General features: G+C 67.3%; 24 protein-coding genes and 3 pseudogenes. 18 read left to right on the top strand and 9 right to left on the bottom strand.

Features of this window, described 5'->3' with window-relative positions; genetic code table 11:
- Window positions 1–9 precede the first annotated feature (9 nt).
- The gene (locus tag H1D33_RS15180) at window positions 10–264 is read left to right on the top strand and encodes a hypothetical protein (protein WP_181572502.1); all 255 of its coding nucleotides are present in this window, start codon (window positions 10–12) and stop codon (window positions 262–264) included.
- 247 nt (window positions 265–511) lie between these two features.
- Here the strand turns inward: H1D33_RS15180 and H1D33_RS15185 are convergent.
- Window positions 512–769 (bottom strand): annotated as a pseudogene (locus tag H1D33_RS15185) (helix-turn-helix domain-containing protein); the annotation flags it as partial.
- Between the two features lie 177 nt (window positions 770–946).
- On the opposite strand from H1D33_RS15185, the gene H1D33_RS15190 reads away from it, so the two are divergent.
- The 6 genes from H1D33_RS15190 to H1D33_RS15215 all read left to right on the top strand — a co-directional run bounded on the left by H1D33_RS15190 (window position 947) and on the right by H1D33_RS15215 (window position 4,845).
- Complete coding sequence (locus tag H1D33_RS15190) at window positions 947–1,705, top strand: helix-turn-helix domain-containing protein (RefSeq protein ID WP_181572501.1); 759 nt, start codon at window positions 947–949, stop codon at window positions 1,703–1,705.
- 133 nt (window positions 1,706–1,838) lie between these two features.
- Window positions 1,839–2,540 carry an HAD family hydrolase gene (locus H1D33_RS15195; RefSeq protein WP_181572500.1) on the top strand — a complete coding sequence of 234 codons (702 nt, stop codon included), beginning with the start codon at window positions 1,839–1,841 and terminating at the stop codon, window positions 2,538–2,540.
- Window positions 2,540–3,037 (top strand): hypothetical protein, encoded by a 498-nt coding sequence (locus H1D33_RS15200; RefSeq protein WP_181572499.1) that lies wholly within the window; start codon window positions 2,540–2,542, stop codon window positions 3,035–3,037. Before H1D33_RS15195 ends, H1D33_RS15200 begins: the two co-directional genes overlap by 1 nt.
- Before the next feature lie 62 nt (window positions 3,038–3,099).
- The gene (locus H1D33_RS15205) at window positions 3,100–3,762 is read left to right on the top strand and encodes an MOSC domain-containing protein (RefSeq protein WP_181572498.1); all 663 of its coding nucleotides are present in this window, start codon (window positions 3,100–3,102) and stop codon (window positions 3,760–3,762) included.
- Window positions 3,763–3,852: 90 nt separating this feature from the next.
- A complete protein-coding gene (locus H1D33_RS15210; protein WP_181572497.1) occupies window positions 3,853–4,299 on the top strand; it encodes a group II truncated hemoglobin in 447 nt (148 codons plus the stop codon).
- A 186-nt stretch (window positions 4,300–4,485) separates the two neighbouring features.
- Window positions 4,486–4,845 carry a nuclear transport factor 2 family protein gene (locus tag H1D33_RS15215; protein WP_181572496.1) on the top strand — a complete coding sequence of 120 codons (360 nt, stop codon included), beginning with the start codon at window positions 4,486–4,488 and terminating at the stop codon, window positions 4,843–4,845.
- Between the two features lie 151 nt (window positions 4,846–4,996).
- Here H1D33_RS15215 and H1D33_RS15220 read toward each other — a convergent pair whose 3' ends face one another.
- A complete protein-coding gene (locus H1D33_RS15220) occupies window positions 4,997–5,698 on the bottom strand; it encodes an SDR family NAD(P)-dependent oxidoreductase (protein ID WP_181572495.1) in 702 nt (233 codons plus the stop codon).
- A gap of 310 nt (window positions 5,699–6,008) precedes the next feature.
- On the opposite strand from H1D33_RS15220, the gene H1D33_RS15225 reads away from it, so the two are divergent.
- The 4 genes and pseudogenes from H1D33_RS15225 to H1D33_RS15235 form a co-directional block, all read left to right on the top strand.
- Window positions 6,009–6,929, top strand: coding sequence for an NAD-dependent epimerase/dehydratase family protein (locus H1D33_RS15225; protein WP_220138757.1), 921 nt, complete (start codon window positions 6,009–6,011; stop codon window positions 6,927–6,929).
- 9 nt (window positions 6,930–6,938) lie between these two features.
- Window positions 6,939–7,796 carry an RNA polymerase sigma-70 factor gene (locus H1D33_RS15230; RefSeq protein ID WP_181572494.1) on the top strand — a complete coding sequence of 286 codons (858 nt, stop codon included), beginning with the start codon at window positions 6,939–6,941 and terminating at the stop codon, window positions 7,794–7,796.
- Between the two features lie 81 nt (window positions 7,797–7,877).
- The gene (locus tag H1D33_RS30310; RefSeq protein ID WP_414685418.1) at window positions 7,878–8,882 is read left to right on the top strand and encodes a hypothetical protein; all 1,005 of its coding nucleotides are present in this window, start codon (window positions 7,878–7,880) and stop codon (window positions 8,880–8,882) included.
- Between the two features lie 6 nt (window positions 8,883–8,888).
- Window positions 8,889–9,215 (top strand): annotated as a pseudogene (locus H1D33_RS15235) (XRE family transcriptional regulator); the annotation flags it as partial.
- A gap of 3 nt (window positions 9,216–9,218) precedes the next feature.
- Here the strand turns inward: H1D33_RS15235 and H1D33_RS15240 are convergent.
- On the bottom strand, window positions 9,219–9,785 hold the full coding sequence (locus H1D33_RS15240; RefSeq protein ID WP_181572493.1) for an NUDIX hydrolase: 567 nt from the start codon (window positions 9,783–9,785) through the stop codon (window positions 9,219–9,221).
- Between the two features lie 458 nt (window positions 9,786–10,243).
- Here H1D33_RS15240 and H1D33_RS15245 point away from each other — a divergent pair, with 458 nt between their 5' ends.
- On the top strand, window positions 10,244–10,429 hold the full coding sequence (locus H1D33_RS15245; protein ID WP_181572492.1) for a hypothetical protein: 186 nt from the start codon (window positions 10,244–10,246) through the stop codon (window positions 10,427–10,429).
- A 1,146-nt stretch (window positions 10,430–11,575) separates the two neighbouring features.
- Here H1D33_RS15245 and H1D33_RS15250 read toward each other — a convergent pair.
- The gene (locus H1D33_RS15250) at window positions 11,576–12,337 is read right to left on the bottom strand and encodes a DUF6928 family protein (protein ID WP_181572491.1); all 762 of its coding nucleotides are present in this window, start codon (window positions 12,335–12,337) and stop codon (window positions 11,576–11,578) included.
- Between the two features lie 285 nt (window positions 12,338–12,622).
- Here H1D33_RS15250 and H1D33_RS15255 point away from each other — a divergent pair, with 285 nt between their 5' ends.
- From H1D33_RS15255 to H1D33_RS15265, 3 genes and pseudogenes are all read left to right on the top strand, one after another.
- The gene (locus tag H1D33_RS15255) at window positions 12,623–12,838 is read left to right on the top strand and encodes a hypothetical protein (protein ID WP_246412103.1); all 216 of its coding nucleotides are present in this window, start codon (window positions 12,623–12,625) and stop codon (window positions 12,836–12,838) included.
- Window positions 12,839–13,053: 215 nt separating this feature from the next.
- Window positions 13,054–13,479: pseudogene (locus tag H1D33_RS15260) on the top strand (tyrosine-type recombinase/integrase); the annotation flags it as partial.
- Between the two features lie 502 nt (window positions 13,480–13,981).
- Entirely contained in the window at window positions 13,982–14,962 is a 981-nt protein-coding gene (locus tag H1D33_RS15265; protein WP_246412101.1) for a hypothetical protein, read from the top strand.
- A 232-nt stretch (window positions 14,963–15,194) separates the two neighbouring features.
- On the opposite strand, the gene H1D33_RS15270 is transcribed toward H1D33_RS15265, so the two are convergent.
- Window positions 15,195–15,602, bottom strand: coding sequence for a YfbM family protein (locus H1D33_RS15270; RefSeq protein WP_246412099.1), 408 nt, complete (start codon window positions 15,600–15,602; stop codon window positions 15,195–15,197).
- A 181-nt stretch (window positions 15,603–15,783) separates the two neighbouring features.
- Here H1D33_RS15270 and H1D33_RS15275 point away from each other — a divergent pair, with 181 nt between their 5' ends.
- Together H1D33_RS15275 and H1D33_RS15280 are read left to right on the top strand one after the other, a co-directional pair.
- Window positions 15,784–16,344 (top strand): hypothetical protein, encoded by a 561-nt coding sequence (locus H1D33_RS15275; RefSeq protein ID WP_307755194.1) that lies wholly within the window; start codon window positions 15,784–15,786, stop codon window positions 16,342–16,344.
- A gap of 82 nt (window positions 16,345–16,426) precedes the next feature.
- Entirely contained in the window at window positions 16,427–16,738 is a 312-nt protein-coding gene (locus H1D33_RS15280) for a hypothetical protein (RefSeq protein WP_181572488.1), read from the top strand.
- Here H1D33_RS15280 and H1D33_RS15285 read toward each other — a convergent pair.
- The 3 genes from H1D33_RS15285 to H1D33_RS15295 form a co-directional block, all read right to left on the bottom strand.
- Complete coding sequence (locus H1D33_RS15285; RefSeq protein WP_181572487.1) at window positions 16,731–17,150, bottom strand: hypothetical protein; 420 nt, start codon at window positions 17,148–17,150, stop codon at window positions 16,731–16,733. The two genes, H1D33_RS15280 and H1D33_RS15285, sit on opposite strands and share 8 nt — an antisense overlap.
- Window positions 17,151–17,232: 82 nt before the next feature.
- A complete protein-coding gene (locus tag H1D33_RS15290) occupies window positions 17,233–17,691 on the bottom strand; it encodes a hypothetical protein (protein ID WP_246412097.1) in 459 nt (152 codons plus the stop codon).
- A gap of 91 nt (window positions 17,692–17,782) precedes the next feature.
- On the bottom strand, window positions 17,783–18,667 hold the full coding sequence (locus H1D33_RS15295; RefSeq protein ID WP_220138756.1) for a tyrosine-type recombinase/integrase: 885 nt from the start codon (window positions 18,665–18,667) through the stop codon (window positions 17,783–17,785).
- A gap of 128 nt (window positions 18,668–18,795) precedes the next feature.
- Here H1D33_RS15295 and H1D33_RS15300 point away from each other — a divergent pair, with 128 nt between their 5' ends.
- The gene (locus H1D33_RS15300) at window positions 18,796–19,155 is read left to right on the top strand and encodes a cyclic-phosphate processing receiver domain-containing protein (protein WP_181572485.1); all 360 of its coding nucleotides are present in this window, start codon (window positions 18,796–18,798) and stop codon (window positions 19,153–19,155) included.
- Window positions 19,156–19,428: 273 nt separating this feature from the next.
- On the opposite strand, the gene H1D33_RS15305 is transcribed toward H1D33_RS15300, so the two are convergent.
- Window positions 19,429–19,854: a hypothetical protein gene (locus H1D33_RS15305; protein WP_181572484.1), complete on the bottom strand. Its 426-nt coding sequence runs from the start codon at window positions 19,852–19,854 to the stop codon at window positions 19,429–19,431.
- Window positions 19,855–19,918 lie beyond the last annotated feature (64 nt).

Here is a 19,918-nt window from a genome sequence, read left to right on the forward strand (position 1 = left end):
ACCCCGAGCGTGCCGGCGAGCGCCGCGATCGTGGTCGGCGAGCTGCACGGCCGAGGCGACCACCAGCTCCCGGTCGCCGGTGGCGGCGAGCATCGCCCGATCCACCGCCAGCCACGCCAGCTCGGCGTCGCCCAGCTTGAGCACCAGAGAAGCGGTGATCCGGTACGCCTCGACCAGCGGCACCCGACCCGCCACCGGCGCCTCGGCGTGGGTGCGCTGCGCACCGGTGAGCAGGTCCGGCGCCAGGTCGACAGCCTGCGGTAGCGGGCGTACTGGAACGTCGTCCACGCGTACCCCACGTCGCACAGCATCCGGTCCACCGGCACCGCCGGTCGGCGGCCCGCCGGCCTGCCCAGCGGGATCTCGTAGCGGGACAACGCCGCCCTGATCCGCTCGACGCCCTCGTCGCGACCCGCCGCCTCGACGGTGCGGCGTCCCGGCCGACCAGGGCGGCGGTGTCGACCCGGAGCACCCGGGCGATGTCCTGGAGTGTGGACAGCTTGTCCAGCGACCGGACGCCCCGCTCGACCTTGTCGACCCAACTCTTCGACTTGCCGAGCCGGTCGGCGAACACCTGCTGCGACAGCTTCCGCCGACCCCGCCAGTACGCCACCCGCCGCCCCACCGGCACCCGCTCACCGCTGCCCACGGCGCCACCGCCGATCCGGTACGGCCCGAGTGGTCTCCTCCACCGGAATGCGGTCGGCCTCCGCCTCGGCCAGAAGCCGCCGCCTCGCGGCCTCCCGCTCGGCCGCCTGGATCCGCTCACCCCGGCTCACCGCCGGCTCGTCGCCCTTACCCGGCATCCCTTACCTCCGCCTGTAGAAGCGGCGGCACGCTGACCGTCGCAGATCCACAGTGACGTCGAGATGTCACCTACCGCGACGGCACAGGAACCGACAACTCGACCACATGGCCGGCGACATTTAGGCGACATGGCGCTAGGGTGACGGTCATGACCGCCCCCAACACCGCGTTGCGTGCCGTCCGCACCGGGATGCGGATGAGCCAGGACGATTTCGCTCGCGCGCTTCAGGCCGCCGGCCACCGCGTCGGTGAGCCCAACGACGCCAACAAGCGACTCGTCCAGCGATGGGAGTCCGGCGCGATCGCCGCGCCGCGCCCGGTGTACGCCCGCGCGCTGGAAGTCGTCACCGGGCTACCCATTTCACTACTCGGCTTCGCCGCGGTGCCCGGCGGACATGTCAGCGACGACGACCACGGCGGCCACGACCTGGCATCTCCCGTGTCCAACCTGGCCACGCCCACACCTACGCCCAAGCCCACCACGGCCCACCGGTCGTACGAGGGCGTGTGGCTCAGCCGCTACCAGTTCTATTCCAGCGGCCGGGAAGACTCCTTCGCCGGACAGCACTTCGTCGTGATGCTTCAGCACGGGGACAGGCTGACCGCGCGAAGCTTGCCTGGATCGGCGTCATCGTCGCTGTCCTTGGACCTGACCATGGACGGTGCCGTCGTCACCGGCACCTGGGTCGAGCAGACCGACCCCACCGGCTACTACCGGGGCGCCAGGTATCACGGGGCAATCCAACTCATCGCCGAGCCGACCGGACGGCGGATGGCCGGGAAGTGGATCGGCTTCGGCAAGGACATGGACGTCAACACCGGCCCGTGGGAGCTTGTCTTCCGGGATGCATCGACCTCGAAAGCGACGCTCGATCGCTACAACACCTCGGCGACGTAGCCCAGGAGCCGCACGACACCCCTTGATGCCGCCCGGCCGTCGGCCATCGCCGACAGCGATGGCCGCGTTCGCTCGGAACAGCTCGCTGCGTCGCCGGCCCACAGAACCCGTCGTGTTGATCTAGGGTGATGCGATGACCGCCAGGCCGGTGACGACGGTACTGTTCGACTTCGCCTGGACTCTGTTCGCCCGCGACTCGGAGCGCTGGGTGGGCAACGCGGCGGCATCGATCGACCGGACATTGGCTGCCGGCGAGGCGCACCGCATTGCCGGCGACTTCGCGGACCTGTTGCGGAAGACGGCCACGGATCCGGCCCACATCGCCCGAGATCTGGATCCGCGAGTCTGGGATCGGGCGATCCTCGCCGTGTTGGAACAGATTCCTGGAGTGGACCAGCCGCTGGCATCGGTCCTGCACAGAACACACGCCGAAGCGGTCGAGCCGTACGCCGACACCGCCGCCACCCTGTCCGCGTTGCGTGACAGCGGTGTTCGCATCGGCGTCGTCAGCAACGTCGGCTGGGACATTCGCACATGCTTCGCCCGGCACGGACTCGACGGCTATGTCGATGCGTTCGTGCTGTCCTACGAGGTCGGCTTCGTCAAACCGGACCCTCGGATCTGGGGCGCCGCCCTCGAAGCCCTCCACGCCGCACCGGACCAGACCCTGATGATCGGTGATCATCCCGCCGGCGACGGCGGGGCGGTCTCCGCCGGCATACCAGCGCTGATCCTGCCCATGGTGTACTCGCCCGCGCAGAAACGCGGCTTCGAACACGTGCTCAGGCTTGCCCAGCCGGGCGGCCCCTTCCGGATGACTGCGCCCGCAGACTGATGACACGACGCTTCGGCGACCGGGCCACGTTCGCGGTGGAGGTCGGTGAGGTCCGGTCGCCGCAACTCCGCGTCGTCGACCTGTGGGCCGCCGGCAAGAGGCTGACCACCGACGACAACTGGGCCTTCCTCCCGTTCTTCATCCGCGCCATGCGGTCGAGCGCGGCACAGGTACGCCGACGTGACGTCGAGCCCTGCCCCTTCCCGGGCCGCGCCCCGGAGGAGGTCTTCCGGCTGCTTCACGCTGACGACACGGAGTTCCGGGAACGGTTCTGGTTCATGCAGTGGGGGGAAACCGTCGACAACGCCTCCACGTACGCCTACCTGGACGACGATCTGGTGATCGCTTTCGTGTTCTGGCGGGAGGACCATCCCTTCCCCGAGGACCTGGGCACGGTCTTCGTCACCAGGATCCCGCTGGAGGAATTCGTGGCCACCGTCGAGGAAGCGGCGAATCTGCTGGACGCTCAGCCGACCAGGCCGCCCCCGCCCGGGTGAGGAGTTCCAGTCGGGCGGAAACGGCGCGACGCGCGGCGGCGGGCGTGGCTACCCTGCGGAGCGTGAGCAGGATCCTCTCGGTCAACCTGGCGGTGCCACAGCCGAACCCGGCCAAGGGCGTCGGGTTCACGGGTGCCGACAAGCGGCCGGTCGACCGCCTGGTCCACGTACGCGCCCCGGGGCCGAAGACCACCGGGCTGCACAGCGGCCTGGTCGGCGACCAGATCTTCGACGTCGAGAATCACGGCGGCGACGACCAGGCCGTCTACGCGTACGCGCGGGAGGACTACGACTGGTGGCAGGCGCGGCTGAACCGCCCGCTCGCCGACGGGCTCTTCGGCGAGAACCTGACCACCGAGGGAGTCGACGTCAACGGCGCGGTGATCGGCGAGCGGTGGCGCGTCGGCCCGCGACTGGTGCTCCAGCCGACGTTCGGCCGCATCCCCTGCGTCACGTTCCAGCACCGGATGGGCGAGCCGCGGTGGGTGAAGACCTTCACCCGGGCGAACCGGCCGGGCGCGTACCTGCGGGTGCTGGAGCCGGGTGACATCTGCGCAGGTGACCCGGTGACCGTGGAGGAGCGCCCGGCGCACGGGGTGACGATCGCGCGGGCGTTCCAGGCGTACCTCACCGCACCGCGCCTGCTGCCCGGCTTGCTGGCGCTCGATGGGCTGCCCGACGGCCTCCGCGCGACCCTGGCGGAACGGCTTCCGCGGCGCCGCTGACCCCGCGTCGGCCCGGCCGCCGGCGTGCGGACCCGCCGGCCGGGCCCGGAAACCGATGCGGCGGCGGCGTCGGTCTGGCACCCTCGGCCCATGCAGAGCGTGTACGAGGCGGCCGGCGGCGCCGCCGGCCTGCTCCGCCTCGCCGAGGCCTGGCACTCCCGGGTCCTGGCCGACGAGGTCGTCGGCCACGCGTTCACCGGAGGCGTCCATCCCCGGCACACCGAGCGGCTGGCCGCCTACTGGGCGGAGGCGCTCGGCGGCCCCACCACCTTCTCCGACCGCTACGGCGACGAATCCTCCGTCGTACGGATGCACAGCGGCAACGGCCGGCACGAGGAGATGGACCGTCGCGCTATCGCCTGTTTCGACGCGGCCCTGCACGACGTCGGCCTGACCGCCGATCCACTCCGGACCGTGCTGCACGACTACTTCGCCTGGGCCACGACGGATGCCATGGCCCGCTACCACGCGTCCGCGGACGACGTGCCCGCCGGGCTGACGATCCCCCGCTGGTCGTGGGACGGCCTGCGGCGCTGACCCACGGCCGGCGACACGCGCCCGCCAGATGATCTGCCGGAACGTCCGAGGCCTGATGGCAGGTAGAGAGGGCGTAAGGCCGCGGAACAGGCGATGAGTGGGCACCCTGCCGTGCCGGCTGGGGCGGCTTGACCGGATTCGCGGCGTCGGCTTCCACCGGCGCGGATGGTCGGGCAGGATCCGTTCGTGATCTCCGACGTTCATCGACTCCAGCGTGCCTTCGACGAGGCCGAGCTACGCGCCGACACCGACGTGCTGAACGCACTGCTGGCCGATGACTTTCGGTCGATCGGTGAGCAAGGCTATGTGCTTGACAAGGCACAGTGGCTCGGAAAGTTCACCGAGTTCGCCTACACCAGCCTGGAGAGCAGCGAAGTAGAGGTGTCCTTCTACGGACACGCAGCAATCGTCCGGTGCGTCCAGCGAAGCCGGTCGACCTGGCGAGGACAGGACATGGCCTTGACCGTCCGGGTCAGTCAAACCTGGGTCGAGTTGTCCGAGGGCTGGCGCCTGGCCGGCATCCAGTTCAGCTCCCTCGGCATGTGACGCGTACGTCTGACCTGCCGCGATTGGCGCGGACGTCGGGAATCAGGTAGCGGATGACTACAGCGAGATCCGGGCCGCCCTCACCAAGGCCCGACGACCCTCGACCGAGCGCGGGCTGCTCCTTGCAGTGAGCGGTTCAACGGGTGGGCGCCTACCGCACCTGCTCGAAACGAAACTCGCGGATGAAACAGTCTCTTGGTTGACCGACCGCGAAAAGCACACAGTCGATGACAGATCGCGCGGTGAGGTCACTGTCGACCTGGCGCGGCCCATCCTGAACGAAGTCCGGCGGAAACAGTGAGATCACTCGGATCCCTTCCGGCCGGAGTCGGTGCGACAGGATCTCGGCGAATCCGGCGTGGGCACGCTTCGCCGCGTAGAAGGCGGGATGTGCGCTCGATCGGTGGTGTCCCACCTCGCCGCATGCGGAGATCATGTTGACGATGTCGGGCCGCGACGATGCCCGTAGCAGCGGTAGTAGATTCTTGGTCAACAACATGGTGCCGGTCCCCGCAGCCATCACGCTTTCGATCTTGTCGTTCGAGACATCTCCCAGGTCGTCACCTTCGACGTACGGGGCACCATTGTTGATCAGTACATCGAGGTGCTTCGTCCGTTCGGCCACGGCGGCGGCGAACGCGCGTACCGACTCCGGTACGGCGAGGTCGCAGTGAAATGCATCAGCCCGACCTGGCCCCCGCCGGCTGATCGCATCCGCGACATGCTCGGCCGCAGCCAGGTCGCGGGCCGAGAGGAAGATCTGTGCACCGCGCTCGGCGAAGGCTTCGGCCAGTAGTCGTCCGGTGTACCGTGCGGCACCGGTGATGGCGACGCGCAGGCCGTCAAGATTCATGGCCGAAGTGAAGCATCTGAACTCCGGTTGAGGTCAATCGGTCACCTCCACTGGCCGCATACTCCAACCAGGACCGATGGGCACAGGAGGCCGGTGCTCAGGCAGCCTCGGAGCCGAACGCGACGAGTGCGGCAACCGCTCGCCGCTGCTCCGCTGACCAGACAGTGTCAACCCGACATGCTCAGGTATGCCGCGTCTGTCAGCGGCATGGGAGGAAGCTCGATCGGTACCAGTCCGCCACATGACGAGCTGGGGTGTGTGACGGGGGTCACGCCTGGTGGTGTCACGGATCGGGAGGTCATCTTGTCCCATGGCCATGACGAGGATGAAGAACCAGACCGTGATCGTCGCCGGAGCCAGTGGTGTCTTCGGCCGGCACATCCGTCAGGCGCTGAGCGACGCCGGGCACACCGTGCTGGGTGTGGGCCGTGGGAAGGGCAACGAGATCTGCGGCGACCTGCTCGACCGCGACGGGCTGCTGCGGGCGTTCGAGGGGATCAAGGCCGACGTCGTGGTGCACGCCGCGACCGCGCTGCGCAAGCCGCCGATGACGCACAAGGGCATGTTCGGCACCGACGACCTGCGGGTCGTCGGGACCGCGAACCTGATAGAGGCGGCCAAGATCGCAGGCGTACGCCGCTTCATCGGCGAGAACATCGCCATCGGCTACGGCTACCGCGACTTCGGCGACCGTGTTCTGACCGAGGCCGACGAGTTCGCAACGCCCGTGACCGACCCGAAGGTCAACCGGCACCTGGAGGGTATGCGGGAGAAGGAGCGCCTGGCCCGGCAGTCGGGGCTGGAGGCGATCTCGCTGCGATTCGGTCTGTTCTACGGGCCGGGAGGCACCGAGACCATGGTGCACATGCTGCGGAAGCGGCGGCTGCCGACGTTCAACGACCACGGTCGCGTCTCGCCGTGGACGCACCTGGCGGACGCGGCCAGCGCCGTCGTCGCGGCGATCGATCGGGGTCGGCCCGGTGAGGCGTACAACGTCGTCGACGACCACATGGGCTTCGGGGAGATGATCCGGGCGATCGCCGAGACCTTCGGCACGCCCAAGCCGTTCACCGTGCCCACGTGGACGATGGGGGCCGCGTCGTACATGCATCTGATGCTCGGCGTCAGCATGCGGGTCTCGAGCGAGAAGGCCCGCCGCGAGCTCGGGTGGCAGCCCGCCTACCCGACGGTGCTGGACGGGCTGCGCGCCCAGGCGCTGGCGCACGTCTAGCCTGCTTCCATGATCGATGACCAGGTCTTCGCCCAGCATCGGCGGCTGCTCTTCGACGTCGCGTACCGGATGACGGGGAGCGTCGCCGATGCCGAGGACATCCTGCAGGAGGCGTGGCTGCGGTGCCGCGACGTCGGCGACCAGGTCGCCAACCTACGGGCGTACCTGGTCAAGACCGTCACCAACCTCTCGCTCAACCAGCTCACCTCGGCCCGTGCTCGCCGCGAGACGTACGTCGGGCCTTGGCTTCCCGAGCCGGTGCTCACCACGCCCGACGTGGGTCAGGAGGCCGAGATGGCCGAATCGATCTCGATGGCGATGCTCGTCGTCCTGGAGACGCTCACCCCGACCGAACGCGCGGTCTTCCTGCTCCACGACGTTTTCGGCTACAACCACGCCGAGATCGCCTCCATTCTGGACAGGTCCGAGGTCGCGGTGCGGCAGACCGCGGTCCGGGCCCGGGCGCATGTCGCGGCCCGCCGGCCTCGCTTCGACGTCGACCAGGGCGTACGCCGAGAAGCAGTGGACCGGTTTCGCAAGGCCTGCGCCGGAGGCGACCTGAACGCGATGATGGAACTCTTGGCGCCCGAGGTGATCTGCTGGTCGGACGGCGGTGGCAAGGTGACCGCCGCCCGCCGGCCGCTGGAAGGCGCCGACAACGTCGCCCGCTGGCTGCTCGGGGTCTTCGCCAAGCCGGGGACGCAGGACACACGGCTCGTGATCACCGAGATCAACGGCGGACCGGGCGTCCTCGGCCTGGTCGACGGGCAACCGGCCGGGGCGATCTGCTTCGACTTCGACGGTGAGAGGATCACCGGTGTACGCATGCAGGGCAACCCGGACAAGCTCCGAGGCCTCGCCCTCTGACTCACGACCACCGTTGATCTCGACAGCGGGGCGCACGACCACGCCGCTGGCCTGCTCGTACCAGCGACTTAGGCTGAGCCGATGTCAATCGACGTCTCCAGCCGGTCGCCGCGTGCCGTCCCGTGGTTGCAGAGCGTCTACGACCTGATGTGCGCCGAGGCTGAGCAGGACCCACGGATGGTTGAGCTGATCAACGAATGGGGTCGCCGGACACAGCGCGCGCTACCCGCCGCAGTATTCGAGTTCTACACCACCGTCGTTCGCATCCCATTGGTCAACGACTCCGGCGTCGTGGCCGACGGGGAATACTGGACTCTGCCGCTGCCCGAGCTGTGGCGCGAGTTCGCCTACGACAACCGCCTGCTCTCCGTGGAGGAGATCCTCGCGGGAGTCGAGCGGGCCCAGGTGGGCAGCGATCCCTTTCTCGCGAGTTACTTGGTGGAGCCGGTGCAGGATCGGTGCGGGCCGTTGGTGTGGTTCGAAACGGAGACCTACGCCGCGTACCTCAACTGCTTCGAGCTCGGCGGGGCCGAAGATCCGGTGGTCTGGGCTTACTCCAGAACGTCTACGGCGCAATGGGGCCTGGGCTGGGGCCGCGACGGTGAGTCGTTCAGCGGCTGGCTGCTGGACTGGTTCGCGTCGTTCTACCACGAGCGCGACCTGCCGTTGTCGTTCGAGGGGCCGGACGCGGACTGGGAGTCCCTTGAGCAATGGCCGATGCAGCCCTACCGCAACGGGCTATGGGCAACCGCGATCGACCAGCCGACGTCGACGGTGGCCATCGCCGAACTGACCGCCCGGTATGGGCAGCCGTCCCGGCGGTCGCTGGCCGGCGGTGCGGCTTCCTACCGGTGGCAGCCACACGGATGCGTCCTCACCGTGACCACGGACCCACCCGACGGCAGCGTATCGACGTGGTGGCTTCACGGCGACACCCCCGAGGCCTTCGCCGAGCTACTGCGCTCGGTCTGGCGCTACGGGACGCTACCGAGCACCCTCACCCACTCCCGGTCATGCGTCAACCGGGCCGAGGCGGACCGAGTGATCGAGGGCGTGTTCCAGGCCCACGCGTCGCAGGCTCAATGATCTTTGGCCAAGTTCGGCCACTGCTTCCACGCCCTCGGCCGCAACACCCACGCCGAACGCTTCGCGGTCCGATCCCTGCGCATGGACAACCGCTACGTACGCGGCAGAGCCTTCAACCTCGCCCTGCTCGCCAGCATCCACGCCCAACAGGGCGAAACTGACCGCGCCTGCGCCATAGGCGCGGAGGCTCTGGCTCTGACCAAGCAGCTACGCTCCGCCAGAGCCGTCCGCTACCTTCGCGACCTGCAAACTCATCTCGCCCCACAGCGGCGGCTACCCACCGTCCGGCACTTTATCGGTCGCATCGACGCCACCCTCGGCCCACGACGCTGACCGTCACAGCTCTCCTCTGGCCTTGCGCGCGACCAGCTCCAGCACCGCAATTACGGTGCCAGCACCGACGATCTCCCCCTGAGCCACAAGCCGGTACGCCTCTTCTAGCGGAATCCAGGCGACCTGCTCAGCCTCGTTCACATCCACGGGCGTGCCGATGTGCTCGGCCTGCCGGGCTAGGAACAGCAGATTCTCGGCGTCGGCAGTACCGACCCACGGCTGGAAGGACAGCAACGGCTCGACGCCTTGAGGGCGCCAGCCGGTCTCCTCCTCAACCTCCCGCACCGCACACGCCGCCGGCTGCTCCTCGCCGTCGACATAGCCGCCGGGCAACTCCCACACCCACCGGTCGAACACGAACCGGTGCCGCCGCATCAACCGCAGGCGCTCCTGGTCGTCGAGCACGGCGACCATGGCCGACCGGGGAGCCCGGATCACGTACTGCTCGAACCGAACCCCGTCAGGCAACTCGACCTCGGCAATGCTCAGCCGCGCCCGGCGGGTGTCGTCCACGACCCGCTCGCCGTGGATGGTCCACCGGGTCAACTCCGCCGCCTGTTCCTCCACCACGCTGCCAGTATCCGCACCCGCCCCTCGCCATGCTCGGCAGGCGCACATACTGGACGGCCATCCGACCCCTCGCTTGTAAGTTCTGGGCGCTCGGTCCGGCTGCATCCGTGCATGTGCGGGCCTCGGGCGACTGTCTGGGTAAGGCCGCTGCCGGCTGCCGTCGTACTAGCCGGTTGCTGTCAGCGCTGCTGTCAACGGCTTGTCGGTGGGCTGTATGGGAAGAGCCGCGTATCGGCGCTCACCCAGATTGGATCGAACAGACGGGGCCCGGCCGTGCGGTAGTGTCCTCCGAGGTCCCGGGTGTCCCTCTGGATGCTTTGCGTTGGCTACTCGCTTCTCCGACCAAGTCGCCTGCCACCGGCCTCCCTTGGCGGGATCGACTAAATGTCATGAACACGGGGTAGGGCTGTCGCATGGGTCGATGGGGTGACGAGCTGATGATCAGGAGCCGGCGAGGTGTGATCGTCGCCGTCGGGATCAACTGCCTGCTCTTGGTAGTCCTGCTGATCCAAGCCTTCCGGGACGACTTCTGGTTGGGGCGGCTGCTAATGCTGGTCGGCGCTGCCGCCGTGGCTTTCCTGACCGGCTTAGTCGTCTGGACTCGCCTCCTGCACGGCGACGGCAACAGGCGGCGGCGAGACTAGCTGCGTTAGGGATTCAGGCCAACACTTGGCGTTGAACTGTCGCCGGCAGGCAGGCGATCCGGAAAAGGTTGTTTATTACCCGCTTGAGCTGGGCAAACAATGTGCATCGACAATCACCATTAGGCACCGCTGGTCAACATCGAGTGGCAATCCGAGGACTTCCGGTTCCATCTCTAGAACCCAGTTTTTGACTGACTTTAGATACCATTCTGGGAGCGTCAAGAGAACAGCCTTCGGATCTTCCGCTCTAGTCAAACGCAATAAGACAAAAGTGTCTTTGAAATCCTCCTCCAGATGACCCAGAATCCTCAAGAAAAAGTGACGCTTTTCCGCTAATCGCGCATTAACATGAACACCGTGGTCGAGCCTCTTCAACCCTGGGTTAACAATGTCAGCGAAGTCCATCCGCTGTCGCCGATAAGACTTCTGCTGTGACTCGTTGTCCGACTCGCTAGACATTGTTCTAGTGTGATTACGTGCTAACGGTTCCGCCAGTGCTGCGCGGAGCATTCCGAGGGCTGCGGTAGTCGACAATACGACACAAGCGCTTCATCCCGTCTGCCATCGACCCGCCGTTCTGGGAGCGGGCTGCCGCGTCAAGCGGACCTTGACGCACGTGCGGACGCTGGCGGGTCGGGCGGTGGTCTGCTCGGCTTGCCCGGGTCGATGGCAGGCGGGATGGCCCTCCGCAACCACCCACGAACCTGGAACCGCCGGCGTTGCGCAGGCATCCTGGAGCCGGAGCGCCCCCGCCGGAGGCGCAGTGACCGCAACCCCGCGACCGCCGCCAGCTCGCCGACGCGGCCGGCGTGCGCTTACTACGCCGCGCGGGCTCGTGGCCGCGCGGCCCGGCTGGCTGCCGGCCCGCCACATCGCGTTCAACGGCCTGTCGTTCTGCGGCGGCCCCCTGGGCCTCCCGCTTCCGCGCCAGCCGCCGGGCGTGTTGCGTGGCCGGAGTCGGAGCGCCAGCGGAGCGACGGACGCGCGCCCAGGCGGCGGCGCGTACGGCCCGTTCAGGGCCGCCTTGAGAGACGTAAGGAAAGTCCTCCCACTCGGATCACACGCCGGCTGTCCGGTCTCGGGAGCTGGGTGACACATCGGTATCCGGACCTGCGTGACACTCCTGCTGGCCTGCGGGTAGGCGGATCAGTAGCTGTCGGGGCTGACCTCGTGCATCGTTCCGCCTGGTCCCAGGCGGTACCTCCGCGGGGGTCCCATGTTCTGTAGTGCCTCCACGTAGGCGGCCTCACGGGCGGCCTGTTCCTCGCCGGACGGGTCGGTCACGCGAAAGCCGTGTAGGTGGACAGAGTCGGCGTCGATGTCGTCGGGGGAGGGAAGGCCCTCGATGATGAAGCCGAACAGCGCACGCAACGCTTCCTCGCCAAGGTCGAGGGGATGGAACGGCAGCGGGTAGGGGTCCTGGTTGTGCCAGCCTGGTACGGGCTTGACGGGATGCTCACCGGCCCAGTACGGCAGTTCGAAGTCGTATGGCTTGCCGATGTTCTCCTGGATGCCGCCGTCGGGCGACAGGCTCAGCGATCGGATCAGAACGCCGTCCTCCCACACCGCAAAGCCGAGCCAGTCCACGACCGAGTGCATCCCGTGCATGATGATTCGCCGGCCCGCTCCAGCTCGGTGGAGGTGCTCCGGTAGCTCGGATGGGCGATCGAGCACGAGCCGTCGGTCGCAATACAGCTCGGTCCCGGCCAGCACGGTGGCGTACGTGAGGTCATCTGGCGGATAGGTGCCATCGAGCAGCGTGTTGTCATCGGCGGGTTCGGTGACGTAGCCGGGGTGGACTTGACGCACCAACGCCTCGGTCTCGGCTCGCTCCGACCTCGTGGCGCCACGCAGCGCCGGACGGATGTCGCCGTCGGTAAACGCCAGTAGCGCTGTCTTCGCGCCCACGCCGCACCTCCTAGTTCTGTGCCAGGCCCCCCGCATGCCACCTGGCGGACATGATCGTCTAGCCGAAGGTGTCACAGATGTCCTGAGACCGATCTGCAACCAAGGCCCTGAGACCTGACAAAGCCGGCAGCCAGCCTCGGCCTCGCACGACAACGGGGTCCTCGTCGCATAGGCCGCCCCACCATCTCGCCGCCGCCCTGCAAAGATGACGGCATAGACCGCTTCGAGGGCCGGTGCTGGCTGGACTGGTGGGCGAACTCATCCACCGTCCTCGGCAGCGTCGAGGTGGCCATCGTGATTGCCGCCGTCACCGGCGACTGGGAGGCCGACGGTCGCCTGGTCGACGCGAGCGACGAGGACCGCGAGGCGTTTGCGTTCCTCTGCGAACTCGATCCGGTCTTCACGCTGCGATCCGAAGACGGAAGCGTTCTCGCCGTCACCGTGCAACCCACGGATGGGCTTCGCCGCTTCAGCCTCACTGAGTACACCGGTCCTGACTGAACCCAGCACGGCCTTCCCTGCCATCCACGATGGCCCGGATTCGCTGATCTCCACGGGTGGGGGCAGCCTGCGGCAAGCTGGCGGATGCCGATATCCCAGGCTCCCCACACGTGCCGGCCCTCATCACCAGGTCCACGAGCGTGAAAGGACATGACCCATCGGCGGGAAGTGGCGACGCCACGATTCCGCCCTCCGGCGCCAGCCGCCCTCTCGGCGGTGCCAGGAGACACTGCGACACCAAGACCCAGGCGTCCGACGCGACCCTCTTCCTGCCCGACATCTGCCTGACCGCCCTCAATCTCACACAGCAACAACGCAACGAGGCCGAAGCAGCCGCCGGCAAGGCATGGCACGAAAGCGGACTCGTCCTCACCACCCGCTTCGGCACACCGATCGAGCCGCGCAACTTCCAACGCTCCTGGCAGACGAGGTGCGAGAAGGCAGACGTCACGCCGATCACCGTCCATGACGCCAGAAGAACCTGCGCCACCCTCCTGGCCGACCTCGACGTCCACCCCAGAGTCGCCATGCAGGTGCTCAGACACGCCCGCTTCGCGGTAACGATGGAGATCTACACGCAGGTCACATCGACAAAGACCAGAGAAGCACTCAAGCGCCTCGGCGACTCCCTGAGCCACTGACGAGAACTGCTGTACAAAGCTGCTGTACGCAAGCAGAAAGGCCACCTCCCGAAGCCGGGAAGTGGCCTTTGACCTGCGTGGGCGATACTGGGATCGAACCAGTGACCTCTTCGGTGTGAAACAGGACGCCGTACCGACTCTGACCTGCGGAAACGAGAACTAGCAGGTCGCGGTGGGTGCAGTTGGATGCCGTTCAGGGCCGTAAAGCGCTGTTGAACGTCGTTCAGTGCACCATCTGCTCCCATCCCGCTCCCCAATCTCGGCACGACACGGCCGGCGGCTGACGGACGGATGCGGTCTGCTTGCCGCCTAGGCCGAGGCCGGTGTGGCTGCGGGATGCCGGTGTGAGGCCATCAGATGCGATGCGATCGCTGCCTCTTCCCACCGCGTCCAGCGGCTCCCATACCCCCTCCCGGAGGGCGTCTGTCGCCAACTCCCCGACCTGACCCCAACCGCCGGGTCGTGGCGGTGTCTAAAGTGAGTCCGCCGAGGGACGGACGAAATGAGGCAGATGAACGCCGGAAGGTCACGTGCGCTGCGTATGTTCATCTTGCCGGTTGTCGTGCTGGCCGTGGTCATGCTCGGCGGGTGTGGCCGGATCATGGGGCTCGTGGAGCCGGTCTCCGTGTTCAATCCCGTTTGGGCCGCCGATGGTTGGGTCTACTACCTGCGAGAGGTGTCCTCGGATTGGGCCGAATTGTGGCGGCAGCGGCCTGATCACGGGAAGGCAGAACGCCTCCTTAAAGGTCCCCCACAGGGGTCTGCCTGCGATGAGGGGACTGGGTTCAGCTTTCTCTTCGCCGGCTCCGACGGCGATGTCGGGGTTGCACTCGAGTGCGGCTGGGGCCGCACTGAGCTGCTCAGCTACTCCCCGGACGAGAAGACGTTCGCGCCTCTGGCGCTGACGCGCTTCCTTGCCGGCGCCGCACTCGTGAACGGTGACGGCAGGGGATACGTAGAGGCGCCCCGGGAGTGCGGCCCGGGGGGCATCCAGATATTCGCTGACGGGACGGCATCTGAGTTCCCCGCTCCGGTAACGATCGACGGGAGAACCTTCAACCTCAGTGGCAGTGATACGGGCTGCGAGTCCATCGTGCTGGTGCGGTCGCCGGCAGCCGTGGGCGACCGGCTGTTCTTCATCACCGCACCCGACTCCCTCGGCAGGTTGCCGCTGCCTCCCGAGGTGAGTCCGGACGACTTCACCTGGCACCTGACCGAGTGGGATGGGAAATCGGCCACAGCCAGGTTCCTCACCGAACTTCCGGGCCTCGCCGATCTCGCAGTGTCACCGGACGGCCAGTCGGTGATCGCTGCCGTCTCGTCGGATGACGGAGGCGGGGTCTGGTCGGTCGACGTCGGCACCGGGAAGAAGACGAGGATCGCCGACGGCGGGAACGCGTATGCCCCTAGCTTCTCGCCTGACGGCAAGCGGCTCGTCTACGTCGAGGACTTCGACCGATTGAAGTTCGCCGCAGCGCCGTAGACGCCTAGCGTGTTACCTGCTCGTGAGCCCGTGGCTCCACGAAGTTCGCGGGCGCCGAGGTGTCGGCGGCTTGCTGGCGTCTCCGCTTGGAACGGGTGCTTGATGCCCGTCGGCAATCGAACGCAGGCGGGTCTCGACATCAGGTGATGGCCACCAGAACTGCATGACTGTTCACCGCTGCGGCATGATAGAAACGGCATAACCGGGCGAAGCGCGATATAAGGTAGTCGAGCTAGCCGGTGCCAATAGTCCAGATGTCCGGGTAGATATCGGTCGCAGCCATGGCGCCCGGGTCGAAGCGGGCGCGCAGCGTTTCCACACCCAGGGCGTCAAGCGCGGCGGCCACAGCGCGGACGGTGTCCCGGTCGAGCAGCCGAGGCGGACCGTAGCCACCGTCCTGGCCAATCTCGACGCCGCCGAGGATCGCCGTTTCGGCGCCCTCACTGACCTGCCAGGCAGTGCCAGTGAACGGGAAGTGGATGCCGTGCCACGACTTGTCCAGGTCCAGCTCCGGCTCGGGCATCTCGGCGTCATCGTCGTCGAGGTCGCCGTACAGCAGCCTGTCGACGGCCGTCGGGTCGGTGAGCACCGCCGTAAACTCCTCGGACGACAACCGGCGCCCGATCAACACCATGCTCATACCGCGGCACCCTTCCGATTGGCGCTGTTCCAGCAGCCCGGTCGGTGGCTCTCGTTTGTCGGCAACGTGCCGCAACCGCCCTTCCCTTGATGATCAAGAGCCCGCCGTGGCGACGTTGCCTGTAGGAAACTAACCACCGAAGGCGAGCACCTCGGCTGAGCCCGTTCGCACGGTCGGCGGCATGAGCGGATACTCGACGAGACGACGAGGAGTCCGTACCGACCACGAAGGGACGAGCGTGCAGGACGACTATCCGGCGACGGTTCGGGTCCGCGGTCTCGTTGTTCCCGCCCTGCTCCTCGTTCTCCTGCGGGAGGGCAGGTGGAACCATCCGGGCGAGCCTGCCGTTGCTCGGCTCATGCCCTGGTTCCACGATCCGCTGGACTTTCTCGGCAGCACCGAGCAGATGGAGCAGGAGTCACAGTCGCTCGACCGCCTGATCCAGGATGACGAAATGGCGGAGTTGTTCCACTTGGCGCGAGAACCGACGGCAACCGGTCCGGTCGAACTCCCGTGGCTTGACGTCGACCGCGCCTTCTTCATCGCCATGGCGCAGTACGCCGGTGACGACACCGCGCTCGCGCTCGACTACCGAACGAGTTCGGCTGATCCACGAGTCGTTGCCAGCGATGTTTGGACCAACTCTGCGCCTTACACCTGGCGAACGGTCGCCGAAACCTTCTCCGAGTTCGTAGCCGAGCTGCGCCTCGACGGAGCGGACGCCGAGCCGGCGGCCGGCTGAGCGTGAACAACGCCGGGCACCCGCACACGCGCGGCAGGAACGAGAGCGACGAAGAGGGTTTCGGCGACTACCGTCGCCGGCAATGACGCACGAAGGATCCGCACTGATCAAGGATCGATGGCCGCGACTCGCAGCGGAACTTACCGGCGCGCTCCGCGAAGCCGACGAGGACGACCTGGCGGGGCAGGTCGCCGAACTCCGGATTCTCCAGCAATGTGACTGCCGCGACGCCTTCTGCCAGAGCTTCTACACGCAGCCTCCACCGGACGGCGCCTACGGCCCCGGCCACCGAAACGTCGGACTCAGCCCGGACCGACCGGGCATGCTCGTCCTTGATGTGGTCGACAACCTGATCATGTACGTCGAAGTCATCGACCGGCCACCCCTCAGCTGAGGCTCCGTGGTCCCTGGCGCAGCAGGCCCCGTAACCGCGCCCCGTCGCCGTCCTGCGCGTCACCGTACCGATAGCCATTGGCGCGGCCAGACGCGTAGCCCAGCGGATGACCGCACACGACGTCACCATCCGAGGGAGGCACCACCAGGCCCGCATTCGCCAGTCTCCATTGCCGCAGCCCGGGATCCCGCACTGACACATGGGTCGAGATCGTGATCAACCTGTCGGCGCGATTATGCGAACTGGGCTGCAAGACGATCTGCTGAACCAAAGCGCCAGCCTGGCGCTGCACCGACCGGACAGCCTTGAGCCAGCCAAAGCCGTCCGCCGCCAACGCGTCACCGATCCACGCTCCAGCGGCGTCGACCACGTCCCGAGGACGACGGGCCGACACCAACTCCTGGTCCACCACCCGCCAAGTGTGGACCACCAGTCGATCGAACAAGATCCCCGCCCTAAAGCACACGACGCGGCATGAGTGGATGCGGCGTCGGCTACCCCGGGACGCGTTCGACCGCAGCCGCAGGCACAGTCGCGACTACGTAATCCTCGGTCAGATCCGACTGCACGTCGATCATCGGGCCTCGGCCGGCGTAGCGCACGGTGAAGCTGATCTGCCGGAGCCACGTCTCGTCGTATTCCGAGAGAGCTTCCGGCAATGCGCCCACGAGTCGGACCTCGTCGCCCGGCTTGAATGGAGCGTCTGCCGGGGCCTCGGTGCGGAGGACGGCCGAGATCGCGTGGATGAGGGACTCCAGCGGTTCAGTGTCTGCGCCGTAGTGGACGAGATGGCCGGCGTGGCCGAAGATGTGCTCGGCCTCGGCTCTGCTCAGATCGGCGAGCGCCTCGGCCGCGCCGCCGGACAGGGCCTGCTCGTCCGACAGGGCAAGTTGCGCAGCCAGCGCTGAAAGCAGTCGATCGATGACACCAGCTGCAACGTCGGCCTCTGCCACCTGGTGAGGGTACGGCGAACAGCGGCACTTCTATCGACCGGTATACGACGGGGCGCCGACGTCCGCTCATCGGCAGAGCCGTGAGCGCTGGCTATGTTCCGGAGGCCATGTAGGCGGCGAGGATGTAGTTGGGGTGCCGGTCGAGATTCTTGCGTGCTCGGTCGTAGCGCATGGTGGTTCTGGGGTCGGCGTGGCGGGCGGCGATCTGCACGTCGCGCAGGCTGACGCCGGCGTCGAGCATGGTCGTCACGAACGTGTGGCGCAGCATGTGGGGGTGCATCCTCGGCATCCGGATCCCCGCCGTGTGGGCGAGGTGCTTGAGCCGGCGGGTGGCGGCGTGCCGATCTATCCGCCCACCATGGATGTTGCGAAGGATCGGTCCGGCGGTGCGCTCGTCGACGGCCCGGTCGATAGCTCGGGCCACCGCAGGTGGTAGCGGGACGAGGGCTATCTTGCCGCCTTTGCCGTATACGCGTAGGACGCGGTGGCCGCGTTCCTCGCCCAGGTCGGCGATGTTCGACCCGCAGGCTTCGAAGATCCGCAGGCCGAGCAGGCCCAGGAGGGCGACCAGGGCGAAGTCGTTCGGGTTCGAGGACTTTCGGGCGGTGGTGATCAGGGCTTCGAACTGCAGGTGCCCCAGGCCGAGGGTCGGCGACTCGGCCGGCACGGTGGGTCGGCGGACGTAGTCGGCTGGCAAGTGCTCCAGGATCGCGTCGATGACGCAGACCCGATAGAAGCCGACCACGACCGACAGCCGGCGGGACACCGTCGAGGGCTGGCACCGGCGGACGTCCTGCAGCCAGCGCACGTACCGCTCGATATCCACGCTCGCCGCAGCCAGCGGGTCAAGGCCGTGCTCGGCGCACCAGCGCAGGAAGACCCGTAGATCGGACTCGGTGTGGACGCGAGTCTGACCACGGTAACGGCCGAGGAAGGCCGACACCGCAGCGCGCACAACGAGTTGATCGGCCAGCACGACAGGAGAAGCGGAAGCAGGAGAGATAGCCATACATCACCGTGCGTCACCACCTGCGATGAATACCAGCCCACCTGAAGCGGTAATTCGGATGGCGGGTCCTGATGGTGCGGGGGCATGATCATTGCGTGGATGCCCGCCGATCGGTCGTTCTGGTCGATGACCTCCGTTCGTTCGTGGACGGCCGCAACGCCGAGGTGGCCCGGACGAGCGCTGCCGGAGTCGAGCTTCTCAGCCGATACCAAAACGGGCGCTTGGACGAGCTGTGGCTGGACCACGACTTGGGTGGCGACGACACGATCTGGCCGGTCGTGAAGATCCTGGAACAGGCCGCGTTCGAGAAGCGCCCCCTCGACATCGGCGTCATCAAGGTTCACTCCGCCAACCCGAGCGGCGCCGCGAAGATTGTGCAGGTCCTACGGCACTGGGGCTATCGCGTCCACGTCGCGTCAGGCTCCCCGGAAGTCGGCTACCTCGACGCCCCGTAACGAGCTGACCCAGCAACCCGACGGCCATCACGCTCGGATGGCGGCAGATCCGGACGTCCGGTCCAGGAGCACTAGTGTTCGGTCGGGCAGTCATTCGATTTCCGCACACAGCGTCGGCAGCGAATCGGGTTGGGCACGCGGTACTTGCTGGCTCTCGATCCGGATGCCCCGACGACCATGAGGTCCGCAAGGGCAGGACGACACGCCCGGAGCGCATTGTCTTTTCGAGGAGACGATGGCTCCGGGTGACCGGGTCGGTGCGGCTTTCAGGTCTCAGATCCGGGTCATGGTGGAGGTGTAGCCGCCTCCACCGGGGTAGGTCCATTCGCCGGTGACCGTGGTGTCGTCGGTGCTGAATGTGCCCTCGTAGTAGGCGGGGCTGCCTTTCGCACCGGCCCAGATGGTCAGCTTGTCGCCGACGAGTTCGTAGACGTAGTCGAAGGTGTTGCCGGCCGTGTCGTAGAACCGCGACACCACATCCGCGCCGACCGGTTCGCCGAACGGGTGCAGATTGCCGATGACCTCCAGACCGGTGACGGGTTGGCCGAACTGGCTCAGTTCGACGTGCTGGAGCAGGAAGAACCGGCCGGCCATCCACTCGTACCGCACGGTTCCCTCGGCGCCGCCGGTCACCGACCAGGTGCCGACCAGACGGTCCAGTGCGGTCAGTTCGGCGCTCGGCTGGGTGTTCTCAGACATCGCGTCCCCCTCGGTAGGTGTTCGCCGCTACGTCGGAGGCGACGTCCGTGCCTTGACTTCGACG

The organism is Micromonospora ferruginea (assembly GCF_013694245.2).
GTDB lineage: Bacteria > Actinomycetota > Actinomycetes > Mycobacteriales > Micromonosporaceae > Micromonospora > Micromonospora robiginosa.